Source organism: Flavobacterium sp. GW821-FHT11G01, from assembly GCF_058808175.1.
Genome location: NZ_JBXARK010000006.1, coordinates 53,799 through 75,957 on the forward strand (window position 1 = coordinate 53,799; position 22,159 = coordinate 75,957).

Annotated in this window: 11 protein-coding genes; 10 read left to right on the forward strand and 1 reads right to left on the reverse strand. The window is 35.8% G+C overall.

Translation table 11 applies throughout. The features are described 5' to 3' along the window. The first annotated feature begins 172 nt into the window (after positions 1 to 172). The 9 genes from AC1RRN_RS12280 to AC1RRN_RS12320 all read left to right on the forward strand — a co-directional run bounded on the left by AC1RRN_RS12280 (position 173) and on the right by AC1RRN_RS12320 (position 19,782). Positions 173 to 2,638, forward strand: a complete 2,466-nt coding sequence (locus AC1RRN_RS12280; protein WP_492967582.1) for a glycoside hydrolase family 95 protein — start codon at positions 173 to 175, stop codon at positions 2,636 to 2,638. Between the two features lie 223 nt (positions 2,639 to 2,861). Continuing rightward, on the forward strand, positions 2,862 to 4,424 hold the full coding sequence (locus tag AC1RRN_RS12285) for an MGH1-like glycoside hydrolase domain-containing protein (RefSeq protein WP_492967583.1): 1,563 nt from the start codon (positions 2,862 to 2,864) through the stop codon (positions 4,422 to 4,424). Positions 4,425 to 4,588: 164 nt separating this feature from the next. Further along, positions 4,589 to 7,339, forward strand: coding sequence for a glycoside hydrolase family 78 protein (locus AC1RRN_RS12290; protein WP_492967584.1), 2,751 nt, complete (start codon positions 4,589 to 4,591; stop codon positions 7,337 to 7,339). A gap of 135 nt (positions 7,340 to 7,474) precedes the next feature. Continuing rightward, entirely contained in the window at positions 7,475 to 8,623 is a 1,149-nt protein-coding gene (locus tag AC1RRN_RS12295; protein ID WP_492967585.1) for a sialidase family protein, read from the forward strand. 137 nt (positions 8,624 to 8,760) lie between these two features. After that, entirely contained in the window at positions 8,761 to 9,657 is an 897-nt protein-coding gene (locus AC1RRN_RS12300) for a sugar phosphate isomerase/epimerase family protein (RefSeq protein ID WP_492967586.1), read from the forward strand. A gap of 291 nt (positions 9,658 to 9,948) precedes the next feature. Beyond that, complete coding sequence (locus AC1RRN_RS12305; RefSeq protein WP_492967587.1) at positions 9,949 to 12,681, forward strand: alpha-d-galacturonidase; 2,733 nt, start codon at positions 9,949 to 9,951, stop codon at positions 12,679 to 12,681. Positions 12,682 to 12,960: 279 nt separating this feature from the next. Then, positions 12,961 to 16,494, forward strand: a complete 3,534-nt coding sequence (locus AC1RRN_RS12310; RefSeq protein ID WP_492967588.1) for a malectin domain-containing carbohydrate-binding protein — start codon at positions 12,961 to 12,963, stop codon at positions 16,492 to 16,494. Positions 16,495 to 16,695: 201 nt separating this feature from the next. Next, complete coding sequence (locus AC1RRN_RS12315) at positions 16,696 to 19,125, forward strand: glycoside hydrolase family 2 TIM barrel-domain containing protein (RefSeq protein WP_492967589.1); 2,430 nt, start codon at positions 16,696 to 16,698, stop codon at positions 19,123 to 19,125. 138 nt (positions 19,126 to 19,263) lie between these two features. Then, positions 19,264 to 19,782, forward strand: coding sequence for a hypothetical protein (locus AC1RRN_RS12320; protein ID WP_492967590.1), 519 nt, complete (start codon positions 19,264 to 19,266; stop codon positions 19,780 to 19,782). Positions 19,783 to 20,212: 430 nt separating this feature from the next. Here AC1RRN_RS12320 and AC1RRN_RS12325 read toward each other — a convergent pair whose 3' ends face one another. After that, positions 20,213 to 21,475, reverse strand: coding sequence for an MFS transporter (locus AC1RRN_RS12325; protein WP_492967591.1), 1,263 nt, complete (start codon positions 21,473 to 21,475; stop codon positions 20,213 to 20,215). Between the two features lie 158 nt (positions 21,476 to 21,633). On the opposite strand from AC1RRN_RS12325, the gene AC1RRN_RS12330 reads away from it, so the two are divergent. Continuing rightward, on the forward strand, positions 21,634 to 21,996 hold the full coding sequence (locus tag AC1RRN_RS12330) for a DUF2200 domain-containing protein (RefSeq protein WP_492967592.1): 363 nt from the start codon (positions 21,634 to 21,636) through the stop codon (positions 21,994 to 21,996). Positions 21,997 to 22,159 lie beyond the last annotated feature (163 nt).

Below are 22,159 nucleotides of genomic sequence, written 5' to 3' on the forward strand. Positions count from 1 at the left end.
TGATTAGAAGGATTTTTATCTCCATAATCTGCTAAATCTGCGAGAGTAATTTTTCAAGCAGATTTAGCAGATCGAGCAGATTTTCAACAATTGACAAAATAAATTTGAAAAATTAAACACAAAGATAAATTAGAGTTAATTCGTGAATTCGTGGCGAAAAAAAAATATAAGCATGAGATTAAAAATTAAAATTACGGCGATTTGTGTTGGGCTTTTTTCGCTTACAGCAATGGCGCAAACCAATAATGAATTAAAACTTTGGTACGATAAACCCGCTGCTATCTGGAACGAAGCACTTCCTTTAGGAAATGGTCGTTTGGGGGCGATGGTTTTTGGAGATCCGGCAGTAGAACGTTTGCAATTAAATGAAGAAACCATTTGGGCAGGTTCACCAAACAGCAATGCACATTCGAAATCGATAAAAGCTTTACCAATTGTTCGTCAATTAATTTTTGATGGAAAATTTGATGAAGCACAGGAATTGGCGACGCAGGATATTATGTCGCAAACCAATGACGGAATGCCATACCAAACTTTTGGGAGCGTTTATATTTCGTTTCCGGGGCATCAAAAATATACTAATTATTACAGAGATTTAGATATTGCAAATGCTACAGCGAAAGTAAAATACACGGTTAATGGTGTAGAATTTACGAGAGAAATTTTGACCGCATTTTCAGATCAGGTAATTGCAGTGAAATTATCTGCTAATAAACCGGGACAAATTACTTGTAATGTTTTCATGAATAGTCCGATTGATAAAACAGTTGCTGCTTCAGATGGCGAACAAATCTTGCTTTCGGGAATCGGAACTAATTTTGAAAATCAAAAAGGGAAAGTTAAATTTCAGGGAAGATTAACAGCGAAAAATAAAGGCGGAGAAGTTTCTTCAAGCAACGGAATCATCAGCATCAACAAAGCCGATGAGGTAACGCTTTATATTTCGATAGCAACGAATTTCAAAAATTATCAGGATATTTCAGAAGATGAAGTAGCGAAAAGCAAAGGCTATTTGGCGAAAGCCGAAACTAAAGATTTCGAAAGCATCAAAAAAGATCACATTGATTATTATCAAAAATTCTTCAACAGAGTTTCTTTTGATTTAGGAACAAACGAAGAGGCGAAGAAACCAACTAATGAACGCATCAGGGATTTCTCGAAACAATTCGATCCGCAGTTAGCGAGTTTGTATTTTCAGTTTGGACGTTATCTTTTAATCTCAAGTTCACAGCCTGGCGGACAACCAGCCAATTTGCAAGGAATTTGGAACGATATGGTAACTCCGCCTTGGGACAGTAAATACACCACAAATATTAATGCCGAGATGAATTATTGGCCGGCGGAAGTCACCAATCTTTCAGAAATGCACGAGCCTTTTATTCAAATGGCAAAAGAGTTGAGTGTTACGGGTCATGAAACCGCAAAAACGATGTACAATGCAAACGGTTGGGTTTTGCATCATAACACAGATATTTGGCGCGTTACAGCTCCCGTAGACAATGCCACTTCAGGAATGTGGCCAACGGGTGGTGCGTGGGTTTCTCAGGATTTATGGGAAAGATATTTATATACCGGTGATAAAAATTATTTAAAAGAAATTTACCCAATCATGAAAGGTGCGGCAGAATTCTTTTTAGACTTTATGATTGTCGATCCAAACACAGGTTATTTGGTAGTTGTGCCTTCAGTTTCACCTGAAAACACACATGCAGGCGGAAGCGGAAAAGCAACTATTGCTTCCGGAACTACAATGGACAATCAATTGGTTTTTGATTTGTTTACACATGTTATCGAAGCTTCAAAATTGGTTGCTCCGGACGAAAATTTCAATAAAAAACTAACAGATGCTTTGGCTAAAATGCCGCCAATGAAAATTGGAAAATACAGTCAGTTGCAAGAATGGCAAACCGATTGGGACAACCCTGAAGACAAACACAGACACGTTTCGCATTTGTACGGTTTGTTTCCGAGTAACCAAATTTCACCAACAAAAACACCGGAATTGTTTGAAGCCGCAAAGAACTCATTAAATTATAGAGGTGACGAATCTACAGGTTGGTCAATGGGATGGAAAGTGTGTTGGTGGTCCAGATTATTAGATGGAAATCACGCTTATAAATTGTTGCAGGATCAATTGCATTTGGTTACGGCTGAACAAAGAAAAGGTGGAGGAACGTATCCGAATATGTTAGACGCGCATCAGCCATTTCAAATTGATGGTAACTTTGGATGTACGGCTGGAATTGCCGAAATGTTGATGCAAAGCCAGGAAGATGCAATTCATTTATTACCTGCTTTACCAAGCGTTTGGAAAGACGGAAGTATTAAAGGTTTGATATCCAGAGGAGGATTCGTGATTGATATGACGTGGAAAAACAATAAAGTTTCTGAGTTGAAAATTTATTCAAAATTAGGAGGAAACTGCAGATTAAAAGTGGATAATACGTTAACTGCCGGAAAAGGAACAGCAATTAAAAAAGCAAAAGGGAAAAATTTAAATCCGTTGTTTTATGATGTTGAAGTGAAAAAGCCGATTATTTCAGAAAAAGCGAATTTGAAGGAAGTAGTATTGCCAAAGTATAATGAATATGATGTGCAGATGAAGGCGGGGCAGACTTATACTTTTTATGGGAATTAGAAAAGTTTCCTGTAAAGTTTTCAAAACCTTGTAATTCTAAAAATAATATTTGAATAGCCTCCTGCTTTAGCTGGAGAAATAAATGAGAAAAGTTTTTGGCTTTAGCCGAACTAAATATTTTGGCTAAAGCCATTTAAAGATGCATTTATTTGAACCTCCAGCTAAAGCAGGAGGTAATTCAAAAACAGAGTAAAAAAATAAAATTTGAATAATAATTCTAAACATGTTACAAAATTTCAAATACAAAATAATAGTTTTCATAATCCTGATTACAACTTTAAATGGTTGCAAATCAGGAATGCCAAATTCTAAAAGTACAGCTGCCATTTTAAAACAAGAAAACTACAAACATTATGTTGATTATTTCAACACGATGGAAGATGAGAATTTAAAATTTGCAATTCCGAATGATTCAGCGTGGACTTGGATGGAAAAAAATATCCCGTTGTTTGAATGTCCGCAGCAAAATTTTGAGGAAATCTATTATTTCCGTTGGTGGAGTGCGCGTAAACATATCAAGAAAACACCACAGGGATATGCGATTACAGAATTTTTAGTAGATCGTTCTTATGCCGATAAATACAATATGATTAGTTGTGCTTTGGGACATCATATTAATGAGTTCAGATGGATTCACAATCCGCAATATTTAGAGGAAGACGTTCATTTATGGTTTAGAGGTAATGATGGCAAGCCAATGAAAAAGCTCAGAACTTTTAGCAGCTGGACGGCGGATGCGTTGTACAATCGTTATTTGGTAAATAAAGATGATAAGTTTTTAGTGGATATGTTTCCTGATTTGGCAGCAGAATATGCAGCCTGGGAAGGAGACAGAAAACGCAAAGATGGTTTGTTCTGGCAGTTTGATGTAAAAGACGGAATGGAAGAATCGTTAAGCGGTGCCAGAAAATTTAGAAATGCGCGTCCGACAATAAATAGTTATATGTTTGGAAATGCAACCGCTTTGGCAAAAATAGCAAAGCTAAAAGGCGATACGAAACAAGAAAATTATTTTGAAGCAAAAGCCGATACATTGCAAAAATTAGTAGAAACAAAACTTTGGAATACCAAAAGTGAATTCTTTGAAACGTTTACAGAGAAAGATACTTTGGCACAAGTGCGAGAAGCTATCGGATTTATTCCGTGGTATTTTAATTTGCCACAAAAAGACAAAGGTTTTGAAAAAGCCTGGGAACAAATTAAAGATGAAAAAGGATTTTTAGCTCCGTTTGGGTTAACAACGGCTGAAAGAAGAAGTCCGCGTTTTAGAACACACGGAACTGGAACTTGTGAATGGGATGGAGCGATTTGGCCTTTTGCGAGTTCACAAACGTTAACTGCTTTAGCCAATGTGTTGAATAATTACGATCAGAATTTCGTTGGTAAACCGGATTATTTCAAACAACTAAGTTTATATGTTGAGTCACAATATTTCCACGGAAGACCTTATTTGGGAGAATATCTGGATGAAACTACAGGATATTGGTTAATGGGTGAAAGAGAACGCAGTAGATATTATAATCATTCGACTTTTAACGATCTGGTGATTACAGGTTTGGTAGGTTTACGCCCGAGAGCGGATGAAAAAATAGAAGTAAATCCGTTGATCCCACAAGAAAAATGGGATTGGTTTTGTCTGGATAATGTTTTGTATCACGGCAATATCATAACCATTCTTTGGGATAAAACAGGAGAAAAATATCATAAAGGAAAAGGATTTAGAATTTTGAAAAACGGTAAGGAAATTGCCGTTTCTGAGAAATTGGAAAAATTGGTTTCGGAATAAAATTTAATTATTTCACGCAGATTTTGCAGATTTGAGCAGATTTAATTTGATTTTTTATCTTTAAATTCAGCGAAATGGCAAAAGAATTAATCTGCGTTCATCTGCCAAAATCTCTTTAAATCTGCGTGAAACAAAAATCACAGCAAAGCATTAAAATTTAAATTATGAAAAAGTTTTTTTTACATACAATATTCATCATTATAACATTGATTTCCTTTTCGGCGAAAGCCCAAAATAAAATCTCCGTTATCAATTTGCAATGCGAAATGCTCAACAATCCCGAAGGAATTGATGTTTTGCAACCCAGATTGAGCTGGCAAATTAATGCCGATGTAAACGATGTAAAACAAACCGCTTATCAAATTTTAGTGGCTTCAACTTTAGAAAATTTAAATGCGAATAAAGCCGATTTATGGGATAGTGGAAAAGTGGAAAGTAATGAAGCTGTCAATATTATTTATAAAGGAAAACGACTGGAAAACAGACAAGATGTTTTTTGGAAAGTAACGATCTGGACAAATAAAGGAGAAATAAAATCAAATGAAAAGGCACATTTCAGCATCGGAATTTTAACCTATGCCGACTGGAAATCGACACGTTGGATTGGATATGAAAAATTGTCGAAAGATGATAGCGTTTCTCAATATGCGAGATTATCTGCCCGCTATTTAAGGAAAGAAATAAATCTTAAAAAACAGGTTAAAAATGCCAAGGTCTATATCATGGGAATGGGCTTGTACGAGCTGTACATTAACGGAAATAAAATTGGTGATCAGGTTTTGGCACCTGTTCCTACAGATTACACCAAAAATGTAAAATACAATGTTTTTGATGTGACTTCGCAATTGAAAGAAGGTAAAAATATGTTGGGAACCATTTTAGGAAACGGACGTTTTTTTGCCATGCGACAAGATTATAAACCGTATAAAATAAAATCATTTGGCTTGCCAAAAATGGTCTTGCAATTGTTTGTTGAATATACCGATGGAACTCAGGAGATCATCAGGACGGATGATACCTGGAAAGTAACGACTGACGGACCAATTTTGTCTAACAATGAATATGACGGCGAGGAATATGATGCCCGCAAGGAAATGAAAGGCTGGAACACAACCAGTTTTGATGATAAAAATTGGGTAAATGCAAGATATGTGCAAGAGCCAGGAGGTTTTTATGAAGGGCAAATGACACCGAACATGAAAATAATGGGCGAGGTAAAACCTGTTTCTATAAAAGCTACAGCAAAAGGAACTTATATTTTAGATATGGGTCAGAATATGGTAGGTTGGCTGCAATTGAGAGTTAAAGGGAAAAGTGGCGATCAAATTACAATGAAATTTGCTGAATCTTTACAAGCTGATGGTTCTTTATATATTGCCAATTTGCGTGATGCAAAAACTACGGATCTTTATACTTTAAAAGGAGAAGGGGAAGAAATTTGGGAACCCCGATTTATATTTCACGGATTCCGTTTTGTTGAGGTTTCGGGATTTCCAACAAAACCAACTGTAGATAATTTTGTTGGAAAAGTGGTTTATGATGACATCAAAACAACCGGAACTTTCGAATCTTCGGATGCAATAATGAATCAAATTTTCAAGAATGCCTATTGGGGAATAAGAGGAAATTATAAAGGAATGCCAATCGATTGTCCACAACGTAACGAACGTCAGCCTTGGTTGGGAGACAGAACAACGGGTGCTTATGGCGAAAGTTTTCTATTTGATAATCAAACTTTATACGCTAAATGGCTCGATGATATCAAAAATGCACAAACTCAGGATGGAGGTTTGCCAGATGTAGCACCGGCGTTTTGGCGTTATTATGGTGATAACGTAACCTGGCCGGGAACTTATATTACGGTTGCCGATATGTTGTACCAACAATTTGCCGATCAGGAAGTCATTAAAAAACAATATCCATACATGAAAAAGTGGATGGTGTATATGGAAGAAAATTATCTGGTAAACGATTTGATGGATAAGGATAAATATGGCGACTGGTGCGTGCCGCCTGAATCTTTAGAATTAATTCGTTCAAAAGATCCGGCTCGTTTAACGGATGGCGGATTAATATCAAGTGCGTTTTATTATCAGTTATTGGGAATCATGAAAAAATTTGCCAAAATCGCGAATACAGATACTGATGTTGAACATTATACTGATTTATCAGAAAGAATCAGCAAAGCTTTTAATGCAAAATATTTAAATGTAGCAACGAACACTTATGCCAATAATACCGTAACCGCAAATGTGTTGCCTTTGGCTTTCGGATTGGTTCCTGAAAATCTAAAAGAAAAGGTTTTCCAAAATATGGTTCATGAAGTTGAGGTAACTAAAAACGGTCATATTAGTACGGGCGTAATCGGAACTCAATTTTTGATGCGAACCCTGACCAATTTTGGAAGAGGAGATTTGGCGTACAAATTGGCTTCTAACAAAACATACCCAAGTTGGGGATTTATGGTAGAAAATGGCGCGACAACTATTTGGGAATTATGGAACGGAAACACTGCAGATCCTAGTATGAATTCTCAAAATCATGTGATGCTTTTAGGCGATTTATTGATTTGGTATTATGAAAATATGGCCGGAATCAAAAGTAATCCTGAAACGCCGGGTTTCAAACAAATCATTATGAAACCTGATTTTGAGGCAGGATTAACTTTTGTAAACGCTTCATACGAATCCATTCACGGATTGATAAAAAGCAACTGGAAGAAAAGCAAAAACAATTTGCAATGGAATATCACTATCCCGGCAAATACATCGGCTTTGGTTTATTTGCCAACAACAAATGTTTCAAATGTCATTTTAAATGGTAAAAAGTTAACTGCTGAAACTTATAAAATCGAAGGTGATAAATTGGTTTTAACAATACCTTCAGGTGCTTATAATGTTAACGTAAAGCGTTAATTTTACTAATTCGGGACAGTACAGGATACATCTTTAATTTTTTAGTGTCATTTTTACACTTAATAAATATTTTTGTGCGAAAAATTATTAGTAGTGCATAAAAATTCAAAAAATAATCCAAAAATAAAATTAAGAATGAAGATCATAAAGATAACTTTTGTCTTATTCGGTTTATTGCTTTTAGGAAGCTGTAAATCTGCTTTAGAAAAAAAGACCTGGAAAGAAGGAATTTTAGTTGATGAGTTTATCTATGATAAAGCACCTTATCCTTCTTGTCATGCTGCGACAATTGTTGAGGCAACAAACGGAGATTTGGTAGCATCATGGTTTGGAGGAACAAAAGAAAGACATCCTGATGTTTGTATTTATGTAAGCAGAAAACCAAAAGGAAGCGACAAATGGACTGAAGGTATAAATGTTGCTGATGGCGTGATGAAAGAGGGACCAAGATTACCAACATGGAATCCGGTTTTGTATCAAATTCCGGGTGGCGATTTAATGCTTTTTTATAAAATAGGACCAAAACCATCAGAATGGTGGGGTGTAATCAGAACTTCATCTGATAACGGAAAAACATGGTCTGAAGCTAAAAATATGCCAAGCAAAGATTTTTTAGGACCAATCAAAAATAAACCGGTTTTATTAAGCAACGGAATTTTATTATGCCCGTCAAGTATTGAAGGTGACGGTTGGAGATTGCGTATGGAATCTTCTCCTGATTTCGGAAAAACATGGGTTTTAGGTGATACCTTATCAAGAGGAAAAAACAAAATCAATGCGATTCAGCCAAGTATTCTTTTCCATAAAGACGGAAGTATTCAGGCAATTGGAAGAACAAGAAACAGAGCTATCTTTAGTACTTTTTCAAAAGATAACGGAAAAACCTGGTCAGATATCGAGTTGATCGGATTGCCAAACAACAATTCAGGAACCGATGCTGTAACGCTGAAAAACGGCAAACATTTGTTGGTTTACAATCACGTATTGCCTCCGGGAACAGAAGCAAAAGGGCCAAGAACGCCTTTGAACGTCTCAATTTCTGATGACGGAATTAACTGGAAAGCGGCTTTGGTTTTAGAAGATTCAAAAATCAGTCAATATTCATATCCTTCGATGATTCAGAGTTCTGACGGAATGGTGCATATCGTTTATACCTGGAGAAGAGAAAAAATCAAATATGTAAAAATCGATCCAAGTAAATTAAAAGCATTCCCTATCAAAAACGGAATCTGGCCTGGAGACGAAAATAAAACCGTTACTGCAGTTAAGGCTGAAGAGGAATAAGATTTAAAAATTTAACCATTAAGATATTAAGTTTATTAAGCAATACGGTTGAGAAAAAATTAACCATTAAGATATTAAGTTTCATTAAGCAGCAAACTTAATTTTCTTAATATCTTAATGGTAAAAACTAAATATTTATGAATTTAACTCATTTCAAGAAAAACAGTATTGTCGCAATCTTAGCAGTTTTATCCTGCTCGTTCAATAGCTGCGCGACCGCTCAGTCATCAAAAAATAAACAACAATATAAAGTTGCGGTTTGTGACTGGATGATTTTGAAACGTCAAAAATTAGGTGCTTTTGGTTTGGCAAGTGAAATCAAAGCCGACGGAATAGAACTGGACATGGGAGGTTTAGGAAAAAGACCAACTTTTGACAGCAAATTGGGAGATCCGATTGAAAGACAAAAGTTCTTGGATAAATCTAAAGAATTGGGAGTGGGAATCAGTTCTATCGCCATGTCCGGATTCTATGCACAGTCGTTTGCAAAGAGAGAAACTATCGAACCCATGATTAATGATTGTGTAAAAGCAATGAAAGACATGAAAGTCAAAGTAGCTTATCTTCCGTTGGGAACAGAAAGTGATCTGGTTAAAAATCCAGAATTGCGTCCGGTTGTTATTGAAAGACTAAAATGGGCAGGAAAACAGGTAGGTAAAATTGGCGGAGTTATCGCGATTGAAACTTCGTTGAGCGCTACAGAAGAGAAGAAATTGTTGGAAGAAATTGGTTCTAAACACATCAAAAGTTCATTCAATTTTGCCAATGCTGCAGATAACGGAAGAGATATTGCATCGGAACTAAAAATATTAGGCAAAAAACATTTAGCCCAAATTCATGCATCCAATACAGATAAAGTTTGGTTGGAAAATGATACGATGATTAATATGCCGGAAATTAAAAAAACGCTGGATGAAATGAAATGGAGCGGCTGGTTAATTGTGGAGCGTTCAAGAGATGTGACACAAGTGCATAATGTAAAAGTTAATTACGGCGCAAATGTGGCGTATTTAAAAAAGATTTTTCAGAATTAATAAGTTTAAATAAAAGTGCTGAATATGTAAAAGTTAAACAGTGCAAGTTCACACTTTAAAAAAAATCTGCTAGATCTGCTAAATCTGCGTGAAAAATTAACTCTCGCAGATTTAGCGGATTATGCAGATTTTATCTCATTTTTTGTCATCCCGAGGAACGAGGGATCCCCGCAAGAAGCTCTACAAAGATTGGCGATATTTCTGTGCAGAGTTACTTGCGGAGATTTCTCCTTCGTCGAAATGACAAACTATATAAAAGAATAATTCGCCAAGAATAAAAATTACAATACCATGAGATATTTCAGTCTACTTTTTTTATGTTTTTACGCCACTTTCGCAACAGCGCAAAATATCACTATTGTTAGTGATCCAAAATCGTCTAGAGCTCAGTTTGGAGTTGAAAAACTATCTGAAATAGCATCAACTAAAGGATTCAAAATAATTTCTTCTGATAAAATAACTAAAAACTCAAAAGATAAAGTCATTGTTATTGGCGAAAAAGGAACTGATTTTTGGAAACAAAATTCAAAAAATGCCAAAATCGACGATAGCCAATTGAGCAAGAAAGAAGGCTTCCAAATCCGCACGCAAAAAAATATCATTTATATTGAAGGAACAGATGCAAGTGGTACTTTATACGGCGCAATGGAATTAGCAGACCGTATTAAAAGTTCAGGCGCAATTCCGACAGAAATTAATATTGATGATAGTCCGGAAATGGTGTTGAGAGGTGCTTGTATCGGAATGCAGAAACCTGTTTATCTTCCTGGGCGTGATGTCTATGAATATCCGTATACACCTGAAACTTTTCCATGGTTTTACGATAAAAAACTTTGGATAAAGTATTTGGATATGTTGGTTGAAAACCGAATGAATTCCTTGTATTTATGGAATGGACATCCATTTGCTTCATTGGTGAAACTGAAAGAGTATCCATTTGCCGTTGAGGTTAGCGACGAAGATTTCAAAAAGAACGAAGAAGTTTATAAATTTTTAACTGTAGAAGCCAACAAAAGAGGAATCTGGGTAATTCAGATGTTCTATAATATTATCGTTTCTAAACCTTTTGCGGAGCATTATAATATTAAAACCCAAGATCGTTCGCGTCCAATTACGCCTTTACTTTCAGATTATACCCGAAAATCTATTGCTGCTTTTATCGAAAAATATCCAAATGTAGGATTGATGGTTTGTTTGGGAGAAGCCATAAATACAGTTGATGATGATGTAGAATGGTTTACCAAAACGATTATTCCGGGAGTTCAGGATGGTTTAAAAGCATTAGGAAGAACAGATGAACCACCAATTATTTTGCGTTCGCATGATACTGACGGACCTTTGGTAATGGAAAAATCGCTTCCGTTGTACAAGAACTTATACACAGAAAGTAAATATACCGGAGAATCGTTAACGACTTATACACCAGGCGGACCTTGGGGAGAAACGCACAAACAACTAAGTGCTTTAAAATCGATTCATATTGAAAATGTGCACATTCTGGCAAATCTGGAACCTTTCAGATACGGTTCACCTGACTTTATTCAGAAAACAGTTAAAGCGATGCACACAGCGCACGGAGCGAATGCATTGCATTTATATCCGCAGGCATCCTATTGGGATTGGCCATATTCGGCAGATAAAACAAAAACAGGCGAACGATTACTTGAAATGGATCGCGACTGGATCTGGTACAAAGCCTGGGCGAGATATGCGTGGGACAGTAAAAGAGACAGAAACGAAGAGATTAAATTTTGGGATAAAGATTTAGCGGCTAAATTCGGTACAAATACAGAAGCGGCAAATAATATTCAAAAAGCATACGACGAATCTGGAGAAATCGCTCCAAAAACTTTAAGACGTTTCGGAATCACAGAAGGAAATCGTCAGACATTACTTTTGGGAATGTTCGAAAGCCAGTTGGTAAATCCGGCGAAATGGCGTGTTTATCCAGGATTCCATGAATCGTGTGGTCCGGTTGGCGAATTACTTTTAGAATATTCTAAAAAAGAGTGGAATCACGAACCGCATGTTGGTGAACTTCCAACGCAAATTATAGCCGAAATCACAGAACACGGAAGATTGGCCGTTAGCGCCATCGATAAAGCGGAGCCAAGTGTAACAAAAGATAAAGACGAATTTTTACGTCTTAAAAACGATATGCATTGCTACAAGGCTTTCGCCGATTTCTTTTCAGAAAAGGTAAAAGCAGCTTTATTGGTTTTACGATACAGTTACTCAAACGATATTTCAGATTTGGATAAAGCGCTTCCACATTTGGAGAAAAGTATCGAATATTATGAACTATTAGTAAATTTAACGAAAGATCATTATTGGTATGCCAACAGTATGCAAACCGCGCAACGCCGAATTCCGATTGGTGGCGATGACGGAAACAATAAAACCTGGGCAGAATTATTACCACATTACGAAAGAGAATTGGTTAATTTTAAGCGAAATCTGGATTTATTAAAATCATCAAAAGACGGAAAAATTGCAACCAAAGAAGGAAAACCATGGCAAACTGCAGAAGTAACTTTACTAAGTGAAAATAAAGGAACTTATGCGGTGAAAAATGGTATAAAAGTGTACGGAACACCAATTTCAGAATTGACTAAAATAGCGCCTGAATTGCAAAATTTAAAAGGAATTGCTTTTGAGGAAACAGCTCAAAATGAAAAAGGAACACAGTTGAAATTCAAAAATACAAAACCGGTAAAATTGGTTGTAGGTTATTTTAATTCAGATCAAAAGCGATTTTTATTTCCGCCAAGTCTGGAAACAGATGCAGCCGGAAATGCTTACGGTCAGGCCGAAGTAATTTTGGCAAGCGCCATGAATCTTAAAGAATTGCCTCGTGTAAATATTCATACTTATACCTTTCAGCCAGGAGAAAATGAATTGAATTTAGGAAAAGGAAGAGTGCTTATTTTAGGTTTTATTGATGCCAACCAAACGATAACGCCACGTGATGTTGGCTATATCGATGCAGGAGAAAAAGGAGCGATTGACTGGTTGTTCTATTAATAAGGATAATTTGGGCGTGTTTCGCCGCGGCGAACCGGGCTGTTCGTTCCCGCTTTTTTTGAGGTGAAGAAAAATCACCTCAAAAAAGAGCTCCACTGCCATCCCTCACGCGAACTCGTTGTTAGGTTAGACGTGAAAGGTTTTTGATCCAATCTTGTCATTTCGACGGAGGAGAAATCACATAAAGTAGCCACACAGTACGTCGCTCTCTGGATGAGATTTCTGCTCCGTCGAAATGACAAAAAAATAACTTATATCACTTATATGGTTTAAAAAAGTATGAAGAAAATAGTTTTTTTTATTTGCATTTTTTTAGTTTTTAGCTCTGCTAAGAGCCAGGATAACAGTGACTCAGCGAAATTGCGTAGAGAAATTTCGCTGAATTCATCTTGGGAAACTATTGTTTTAAGTGATCCTTTAAAACAGGAAGAAGCTTTTGTAAACAATCCTAAAATTGATGCAAATTGGCAAAAAACAGACGTTCCGCATAACTGGGACCAATATTACGGATACCGCAGAATGAAACACGGCAATTTGCATGGAACGGCCTGGTATCATAAAACATTTAACGTCGATAAAAAAGATAAAGGCAAACGCCTTTTTTTGTTTTTTGAAGGAGTTGGTTCTTACGCGACAGTTTGGGTAAACGGAAAGAAAGTGGGAGCACACAAAGGTGGTCGAACAACTTTTACCATCGATATTACAAATGCAATTTCCTTTGATACCAAAAACAATATAATGGTCAAAGCAGAACATCCTTCTTTTATTGCTGATCTTCCCTGGGTTTGCGGTGGCTGTTCAGGCGAATGGGGGTTTTCTGAAGGTTCTCAGCCAATGGGTATTTTCAGACCTGTTTCTTTAGTCATTACGAATGAGGTTCGTATTGAACCTTTTGGTGTTCATATCTGGAATGACAAATCGATTTCTAAAGAAAAAGCGATTCTGCATACTACAACTGAAATCAAAAATTACGGAAAATCAAACCGTGATTTAACGATTGAAAATATACTTTTTGATGCTGCGGGAAAGAAAGTTGCTATAAGTAAAAGCGATATCAAAAACGTTTCAGGAGAAACAAAAGAAATAACACAGACACTTCCGGAAATTTTAAATCCAAAGTTATGGTCGCCGTCAAATCCCTATTTGTATCAATTAGTGACTTCTGTTTATGAAAACGGAAAAATGATTGATCAATTAAAAACGCCATACGGAATTCGCTGGGTGAGTTGGCCGGTGAGCCGTGACGGAAAAGACAATCGTTTTTATATTAATGATGAACCTTTGTTTGTAAACGGAACTTGCGAATACGAACATTTGATCGGTAAAAGTCATTCCTTTTCAGATGAAGAAATTCATGCGAGAATCGAACAAATAAAAGCGGCCGGATTCAATGCTTTTAGAGAAGCGCATCAGCCTCATAATTTATTATACCAAAAAGAATTAGATGAAAACGGAATCCTGTTTTGGAGTCAGTTTTCGGCACATATCTGGTACGACACACCAGAATTCAAAGAGAATTTCAAAACCTTATTGCGAGAATGGATTAAGGAACGAAGAAACAGCCCGTCGGTTGTCATGTGGGGTTTGCAAAACGAAAGCACGATCCCAAAGGAATTTGCCGAAGAATGCACTAAAATTATCCGCGAAATGGATCCGTTATCGGCTTCTCAAAGAATCGTAACAACTTGCAACGGCGGTGAAGGAACAGATTGGAATGTAGTGCAAAACTGGTCTGGAACTTATGGCGGTGATCCTTTAAAATACCATCTCGAAATGAGCACGCAGCTCCTAAACGGAGAATACGGCGCATGGCGAACAGCAGATTTACATACCGAAGGTGAATTTGATCAAAAAGGAATTTTGAGTGAAAACAGATTTTCGCAATTAATGGAAATAAAAGTCCGTGAAGCCGAATCGGTTAAAGATAAAATTGCGGGACAATTCAACTGGCTTTTTGCTTCGCATGAAAATCCGGGACGTTCTCAAAATGGAGAAGGTTTTAGAGATATAGACAAAGTTGGTCCCATAAATTATAAAGGACTTTTTACAGTTTGGGGCGAACCGCTTGACGCTTATTATATGTACCGCGCTAATTATGTTTCAAATAAAACAAACCCAATGGTTTATATTGTTTCGCATTCGTGGCCAAACCGTTGGGATTCGGCAGGAATAAAAAATGGTATTGATATTTATTCCAATTGTGATGAAGTTGAATTGTTCAATGACGTCAATAAAAATTCTTTGGGTAAATTGAAAAATCCGGGATTGGGACAGCACTTTCAGTTTAATAATGTCAATATTCAATATAATGTTTTGTACGCTGTGGGTTATGTAAACGGAAAAGCCGTTGCAAAAGATTATGTTATTTTGAATACACTTCCGAAAGCACCAAATCTAAACGCATTATATACAGATCAGGCTGATATTACCAAATCAAAAAAAGGATACAATTATATTTACAGAGTGAATTGTGGTGGTTCTGAATTTACAGACGCTGAAGGAAATACCTGGCTGACCGATACACACAAAAATGGACAAAACACCTGGGGTTCTTTATCCTGGACAGACAAATTTGAAAAACTTCCTGATTTTTATGCCAGCCAAAGAAGTACTTTCGACCCAATTTCGGGTACAAAAAATCAGGCCTTATTTCAAAGTTTCAGATATGGAGCAGAGCAATTGAGTTATGAATTTCCTGCTGCTGATGGCGAATATTTAGTCGAATTGTATTTTACAGAACCGTGGTACGGAAACGGCGGTGGCTTAGATTGTAAAGGCTGGCGACTGTTTGACGTTGCAATTAATGATAATATTGTTTTGAAAGATTTTGATATTTGGTCAGAAGTTGGACACGATAAAGCTTTGAAAAAAACATTTGTGGTAAAAAGCAAAGGAGGAAAAATTAGAATTTCTTTTCCAAATGTTAAAGCCGGTGAAGCTATAATTTCGGCGATTGCGATTGCGACCAAAGATATTCACGCCAGACCTGCAGCTGAATCTCCTAAAAATATTCAGAATCTGGTTTTAAAGGCTTATGATAAAACAAAAAATGCAGTTGCATCATGGCTGGATTTTAATTCAAAACAATATTCAGATTCAGAAGTTGTTTTTACGAAATTGCCTTCTGAAGTTTTTGGAGCAGATTATTTGCAGTTTTCTTCCCAATCAAAAACTTCAGGTTCGTTTACAGTCAAAGAAGATGCAGCTGTTTATGTGTTAATTGATGACAAAATAAAAACACAATTTGCATGGCTTTCAGATTATAAAAAATCAGAAGAAATGGCAAAAAACAGTAACAATATTGAGTTTGCCATTTATACTAAAAAAGTAAAAAAAGGAGAGAAAATTACATTTGATAATTCAGAAAACGTGAATACTTTTATCGTCGTTCCAACTTACGATATGGGCGAAAAAGATGATTCGCGTCAGACTTTGGTTTTAGAAGCTGAAAATGCCAAAACAACCGGAACGGATATCGTAAAAGGAAATTTCAAAAAAGCGGATTATATTGAGTTCACCAAAAAAACAAATAACAGCATTGAGTTTGAAGTGAAACCAGGTGTCGCCGGAATTTATTTAATGCGTTTCAAGTTCATGAACAGAAACGAAACGCCATTAAAAGTGAAATTTAAAATGGAAGATGCCTACGGAATTTTGATGCGAAATGATACTATAGAATTTTTTCCATCCGCAGAAAAATGGAAAGTTTTGAATACGACTTCGGGAGGATATATTAATGCAGGAACGTATAAAATTACTTTAGAAGGTGACGATTTGAAAGGATTGATGTTGGATTCTTTTGAGTTTCAATAGGCGGGTTTTGCCACGAAGGCACGAAGCCGCGAAGTTTAAAGTTTTTTGATTAAAACGGTTAGTTTGTCATCCTGAGGAACGAAGGATCACACGCGGGATTCGACAAAGATTGGCGATATTCTGTACGGAGTTTCTTGTGTGATCCTTCGTTCCTCAGGATGACAAACGATAGGTAATTGAATTAGAAAAATAATAATTGTAATGAATAAGCATAAAAACATTCTACAAAAAATAACAATCATACTAGTATTATTACTTCTTGCAGCCTGTGCTTCAAAAAGTAAAAATGCCAGAATAACCGAAGATTTCAATAAAGACTGGAATTTCAAAATAGGCGATTTTCCAACTGCTATTCAATCTGATTTTAATGTTTCAGACTGGAGAACACTTCAATTGCCACACGATTGGAGTATTGAAGGCGCTTTTGATAAAGACAGTAAAACAAAACAAGCTCAGGGATTTTTGCCGGCCGGAATGGGTTGGTATCGCAAAACATTTACGATTCCACAAGATTGGGAAAACAAAACAGTTTCGGTAGAATTTGATGGGGTTTTTAAAAATAGTGAAGTATTTATTAACGGACATTCTTTAGGAATTCGTCCAAATGGATATATTTCGTTTTCTTATGAATTGTCAAAATATTTGAAATTCGGAGGTCAGAATGTGATCGCAGTAAAAGTCGATAATTCAGCTCAGCCTAATTCAAGATGGTACACCGGTTCCGGAATTTACAGAAATGTACGATTGGTTGCCAGCGCTAAATTGCATGTTGACGAATGGGGAACTTTTGTAACGACACCTGAAATTTCAAAAGAGAAAGCAAAAATTCATTTGGAAGTTGATGTTAAAAATGCTTCGGAAATCGAGAAGGAATTCAGAATGGTTTCTTCTATTTTAAATAAAAACAATGTTGAAGTTGCTCAAACAGAATCGGTACAAAAAATTGCAGCCAGTTCTTCTTCAAAAAACATTCAAAATTTCACCTTAAACAATCCGATTCTTTGGGATACAGAAAATCCGTATTTGTATAAAATAGTCACTAAAATTTATGAGAAATCAACTTTAGTCGACAGTTACGAAACGCCGCTTGGAGTTCGCTATTTTAATTTTGATGCCGAAAAAGGGTTTTCATTAAATGGAAAACCGATGAAAATTTTAGGTGTTTGTCTGCATCACGATAACGGTGCTTTGGGTGCGGTTGAAAATATTCATGCATTAAAAAGAAAATTGACCATTTTAAAAGAAATGGGAACCAATGCGATCAGAATGTCGCATAATCCGCATTCTTTAGAAATGATGCAATTGTGTGATGAAATGGGTTTTATCGTTCAGGATGAAGCTTTTGATGTTTGGAAAAAGAAAAAAGTAACCAACGATTATCATAAAGACTGGGATGCGTGGCATAAAAAAGATTTGGAAGATTTCATCAAAAGAGACCGCAATCATCCATCGGTATTGATGTGGAGTATTGGTAACGAAATCAGGGAACAATTTGATAGTACGGGAATTGCGATTACGAGAGAATTAGCGCAAATTGTAAAATCGTTAGATACAACCCGTCCTGTAACTTCTGCTTTGACGGAGAATGTTATAGAGAAAAATTTCATTTACCAATCGGGTGCTTTGGATCTTTTGGGATTCAATTACAAACACGAAGATTACAAAGATTTTCCAACTCGTTTTAAAGGGCAAAAAATAATTGCTTCAGAAAGTGTTTCGGCTTTAGAAACGCGTGGTCATTATGATTTTCCTTCGGATGGAGTTAAGGCGTGGCCATCAAAATATGGTGCTCCGTTTGACGGAAATGCAGATTGGACCGTTTCGGCTTTTGATCAGGTAAAATCGTATTGGGGCGCAACGCACGAAGAAAACTGGAAAACGATAAAGAAACAGGATTTTATGGCGGGAACTTTTATCTGGACCGGTTTCGATTACATAGGTGAACCAGATCCGTATCCATATCCGGCAAGAAGCTCTTATTTTGGAATTGTTGATTTAGCCGGTTTCCCCAAAGATGTCTATTATATGTACCAAAGTGAATGGACAACCAAACCGGTTTTGCATATTTTTCCACATTGGAACTGGCAAAAAGATCAGGAAGTTGATGTTTGGGCCTATTACAACAATGCAGATGAAGTAGAATTATTTTTAAATGGAAAATCTCTCGGAAAAAAAGCAAAACAAAATGATGATTTGCATATTTCGTGGCGCGTAAAATTTGAACCGGGAACACTAAAAGCGATTTCCAGAAAAGACGGAAAAGTAGTTTTAGAAAAAGAAATTCATACCGCGGGAGCAGCTTCCAAAATAGATTTAAAAGCAGACAAAGCGACTCTTAAAAATGATACTTATGATTTGGTTTACGTGACCGTTTGTATTGTTGATAAAGACGGAAATCTTCTGCCAAACGCAAATGATCTAATTAATTTTGAAGTTTCCGGAGGCGGAAAATTAGTGGGCGTTGATAATGGTTATCAGGCTAATTTGGATTCCTTTAAGGCTAATTCTTGTAAATTGTTTAATGGTAAATGTATTGCGATTATTCAGTCGAATGGAAAGAAAGAAGATGTTCAGTTAACAGCTTCAGCCGTACACGGAATGTCAAGCACAGTAATTGTAAAAGTAGAATAAGCACTTTAGAAAAATAAATATATTCAAAACTCCATTAGCAATAATGGAGTTTTTTTGTTGTGTTATTATTTGATTTGTGTACTAAAATTAATATTATATTAGCGACTATAAAAATCAAAATTAAATCGAAACCCAAATTTGAAAACCTTTAAAAATACCGCAATTTTAGAAGAAATAGAAGTTAAAAAAGATATGTCGGTAAAATCTTTTTTAGTTGTAATTTTTACTGCAATAACAGTTTTAATGATTTATAAATTACCAAAAGAACTTTTTAATTGGGAAAAGTTTAATCCTAATGGAGTTTTTACAATTGCTTTTTTAGCAATTTCGATATTATGTATTTTGTCATGGTTATGGCTTTTGGATACTCAGCCAAAATTTATAATTAAGAAAGATGGTTTTTGGGTTAGAAAAACAATTCTTCCATTTTCTGCTCTTGAATTGATAAAATGGAATGATATTAAGCATGTTGAATACGACTCGGTAAAAGAAAAAAGAGGAAGATCTTTCTTCTTGAAAATTCATAGAAAAGAAAGTTCAAAGACAAACAAAATACAATTAAGTGAAATCGATCAGCCAAAAGAAGATATTTTAGCTGTTATTAGAAAATTCACAACAATTATGAATTATGTAGACCGAATGAAAGTAACACAGTAATTTTATTTTAAATAATAAAAAATGACAAAAAATATTTTCTTAATTGTATTATGCGGTATTGTTCTTTCGTGTACAAACAAAACTGAAATTCAAAAAGAGAGCTCATTCAGCCTTGAGAAGGTCGACGTTGCAATTATCTATTCTGAAAAATTGAGTAATTTACCAATTTCTCCTTTTGGCTTCCTGAAGGGTTTTATACTGTTTTAAAAAATTATAATTTGATTACAATCGAGGTTGAATTAGATAACAACGGTGTAATTTTAGAAAAAAGTAGGGAATTAATAGTGAAATAGTTCCTAAATCAGAAAAATTCTTAAAGGTCGTTCTGTGATAGTTTCCTCACAGTAAAATATAAAACAAAAAGGGGACTCTATAAAAAACTCCAATAATCAAAAGCCATTAATTTTTCAAAATTTTTATGTGTTTACACTCATACATCATTTCCCTCGGTCATATCTATAGTTTTTGGATGCAGGCTAACCAGTTGTAAAACGATGGCAGTAACAACTACAAATAACAGAAGTACAAAAACGTGCCTCATTCCTCCATTATCAGCGGCTTTTCCTAAAAATTCGGTGATAATAGCTCCGGCCGAAATACCTACAAAATTCATAATTCCATATCCGGTAGCCCTGTAACGAGGCGCAACAAACTGACAAAGAATAGGCATATTATTGGTGTCGTATATTCCAAATCCAAGCCCAAAAAGGATAGCGCCAAAAATAATAGCTTCTATGTCGCAGCAATAGCCAAATAAAAACAATGCAGGAATGGTAAGAAACAATCCAATAGCGCTGGTGTAAATTCTTCCTTTAAGATGTTTCATTACCCATTTATCTGAAATGGCACCACCAATTAAAACGCCAAAAAAGGAAGACATCGAAATGGTTACCGTTGCAATTGGTCCCGCCAGAGACATGTCTAAATGTAAAGTTTCAGTAAATAAGGTAGGTAACCAGTTTTTGGCCGCCCAACCCGGCAAACTTGGTGCAGAGAAATAAAAGAGTAAAACCCAAAAAGAGATATTACCGAATAATATTCCCAATCCTTTGAACATTTGCCTGAACTCATAGCTTACAGATGACTTTTTTGTAGGATCGAAAAAGTAAGTTTTCTTTTCCTGTAGAAAAAATAGCAGTACTAAACTATAAAGTACACCGAGTAAACCTACGGAGTGAAAGCTGAAATGCCAGGAAAAATGCTTAGAAATAGTGGCTCCAAAACCACCCAGCGCCTGACCTAGATAAATTCCGGTGGTATGAATTGCAATAGCAAAAGAGCGTGTTTTTTCCTGATGATAATCTGCAATTAAAGATAATGCGGCCGGAATATAAAAAGCTTCACTAAAGCCCATAATGCCACGCAAAATATAAATCTGATTGAAAGTTGAGGCATAACCCATCGCCATAGTAACCCCGGACCAAATAAAAAGACTTCCTATGATTATTCTTTTTCGGTTAAACCGATCCGCTATAATTCCGGAAACAGGACTCATAAGCGCATATATCCAAAGAAAAATAGCCATTAAAAGACCGAAATTTTCAGCTTTAGCCAATTCAGGAATGTCATCCATCATCGCTGATTTCATAGTAGAAAGCATTTGTCTGTCTAAATAATTTAATAAAGCTACAAACCACAATAAGCCAACAACAATCCATGGATAGGATTTTTTTTCATTCAATTTTGCAATCATTTTCTTTTTTCAAAATAATGGCCGAATATACGAATTCAAACGCAACGGAGATAATTGTATTTCCATCTGATTTTTTTTGTAATTGATTAGAATAAATATTTACGTGTAAACTAGTATATTCGTATTGTAATCAGATTAATTGAAATTCAAAGAGCATCATGACACCTAACGACAAACAAAATGAGCGTGTAGCCCAAATGACATTTGCTTCGGTTTATCCACATTATGTAACTAAAGTGGAGAAAAAAGGCAGAACCATAGCTGAATTGCATCAGGTAATCGAATGGCTGACGGGATATAATGAAAAGAAATTACAAGAACTGATTGATGAAAAAATAACCTTTAAAGACTTTTTTGAAAAAGCCAATCTTAATCCTAATGTTTCGCTCATTACGGGCGTAATTTGCGGGTGCCGTATTGAGGAAATCGAGAATCAGTTGATGCGTCAGGTACGTTACTTAGATAAATTGGTAGATGAACTGGCAAAAGGCAAAAAAATGGAAAAGATTTTACGGGTTTAACTGGTTTATCATAAAACTAAAGATATTGAATTGTTGTTTCATTCAAATAATCTCTTCTCATAACAGTAATAAAAAAAACTCCATTATTGCTAATGGAGTTTTTTATTTGTGTCATTTTGGCTAATACATCCTCCAAAACGGCTAATTCCAACTTTATAGTTCG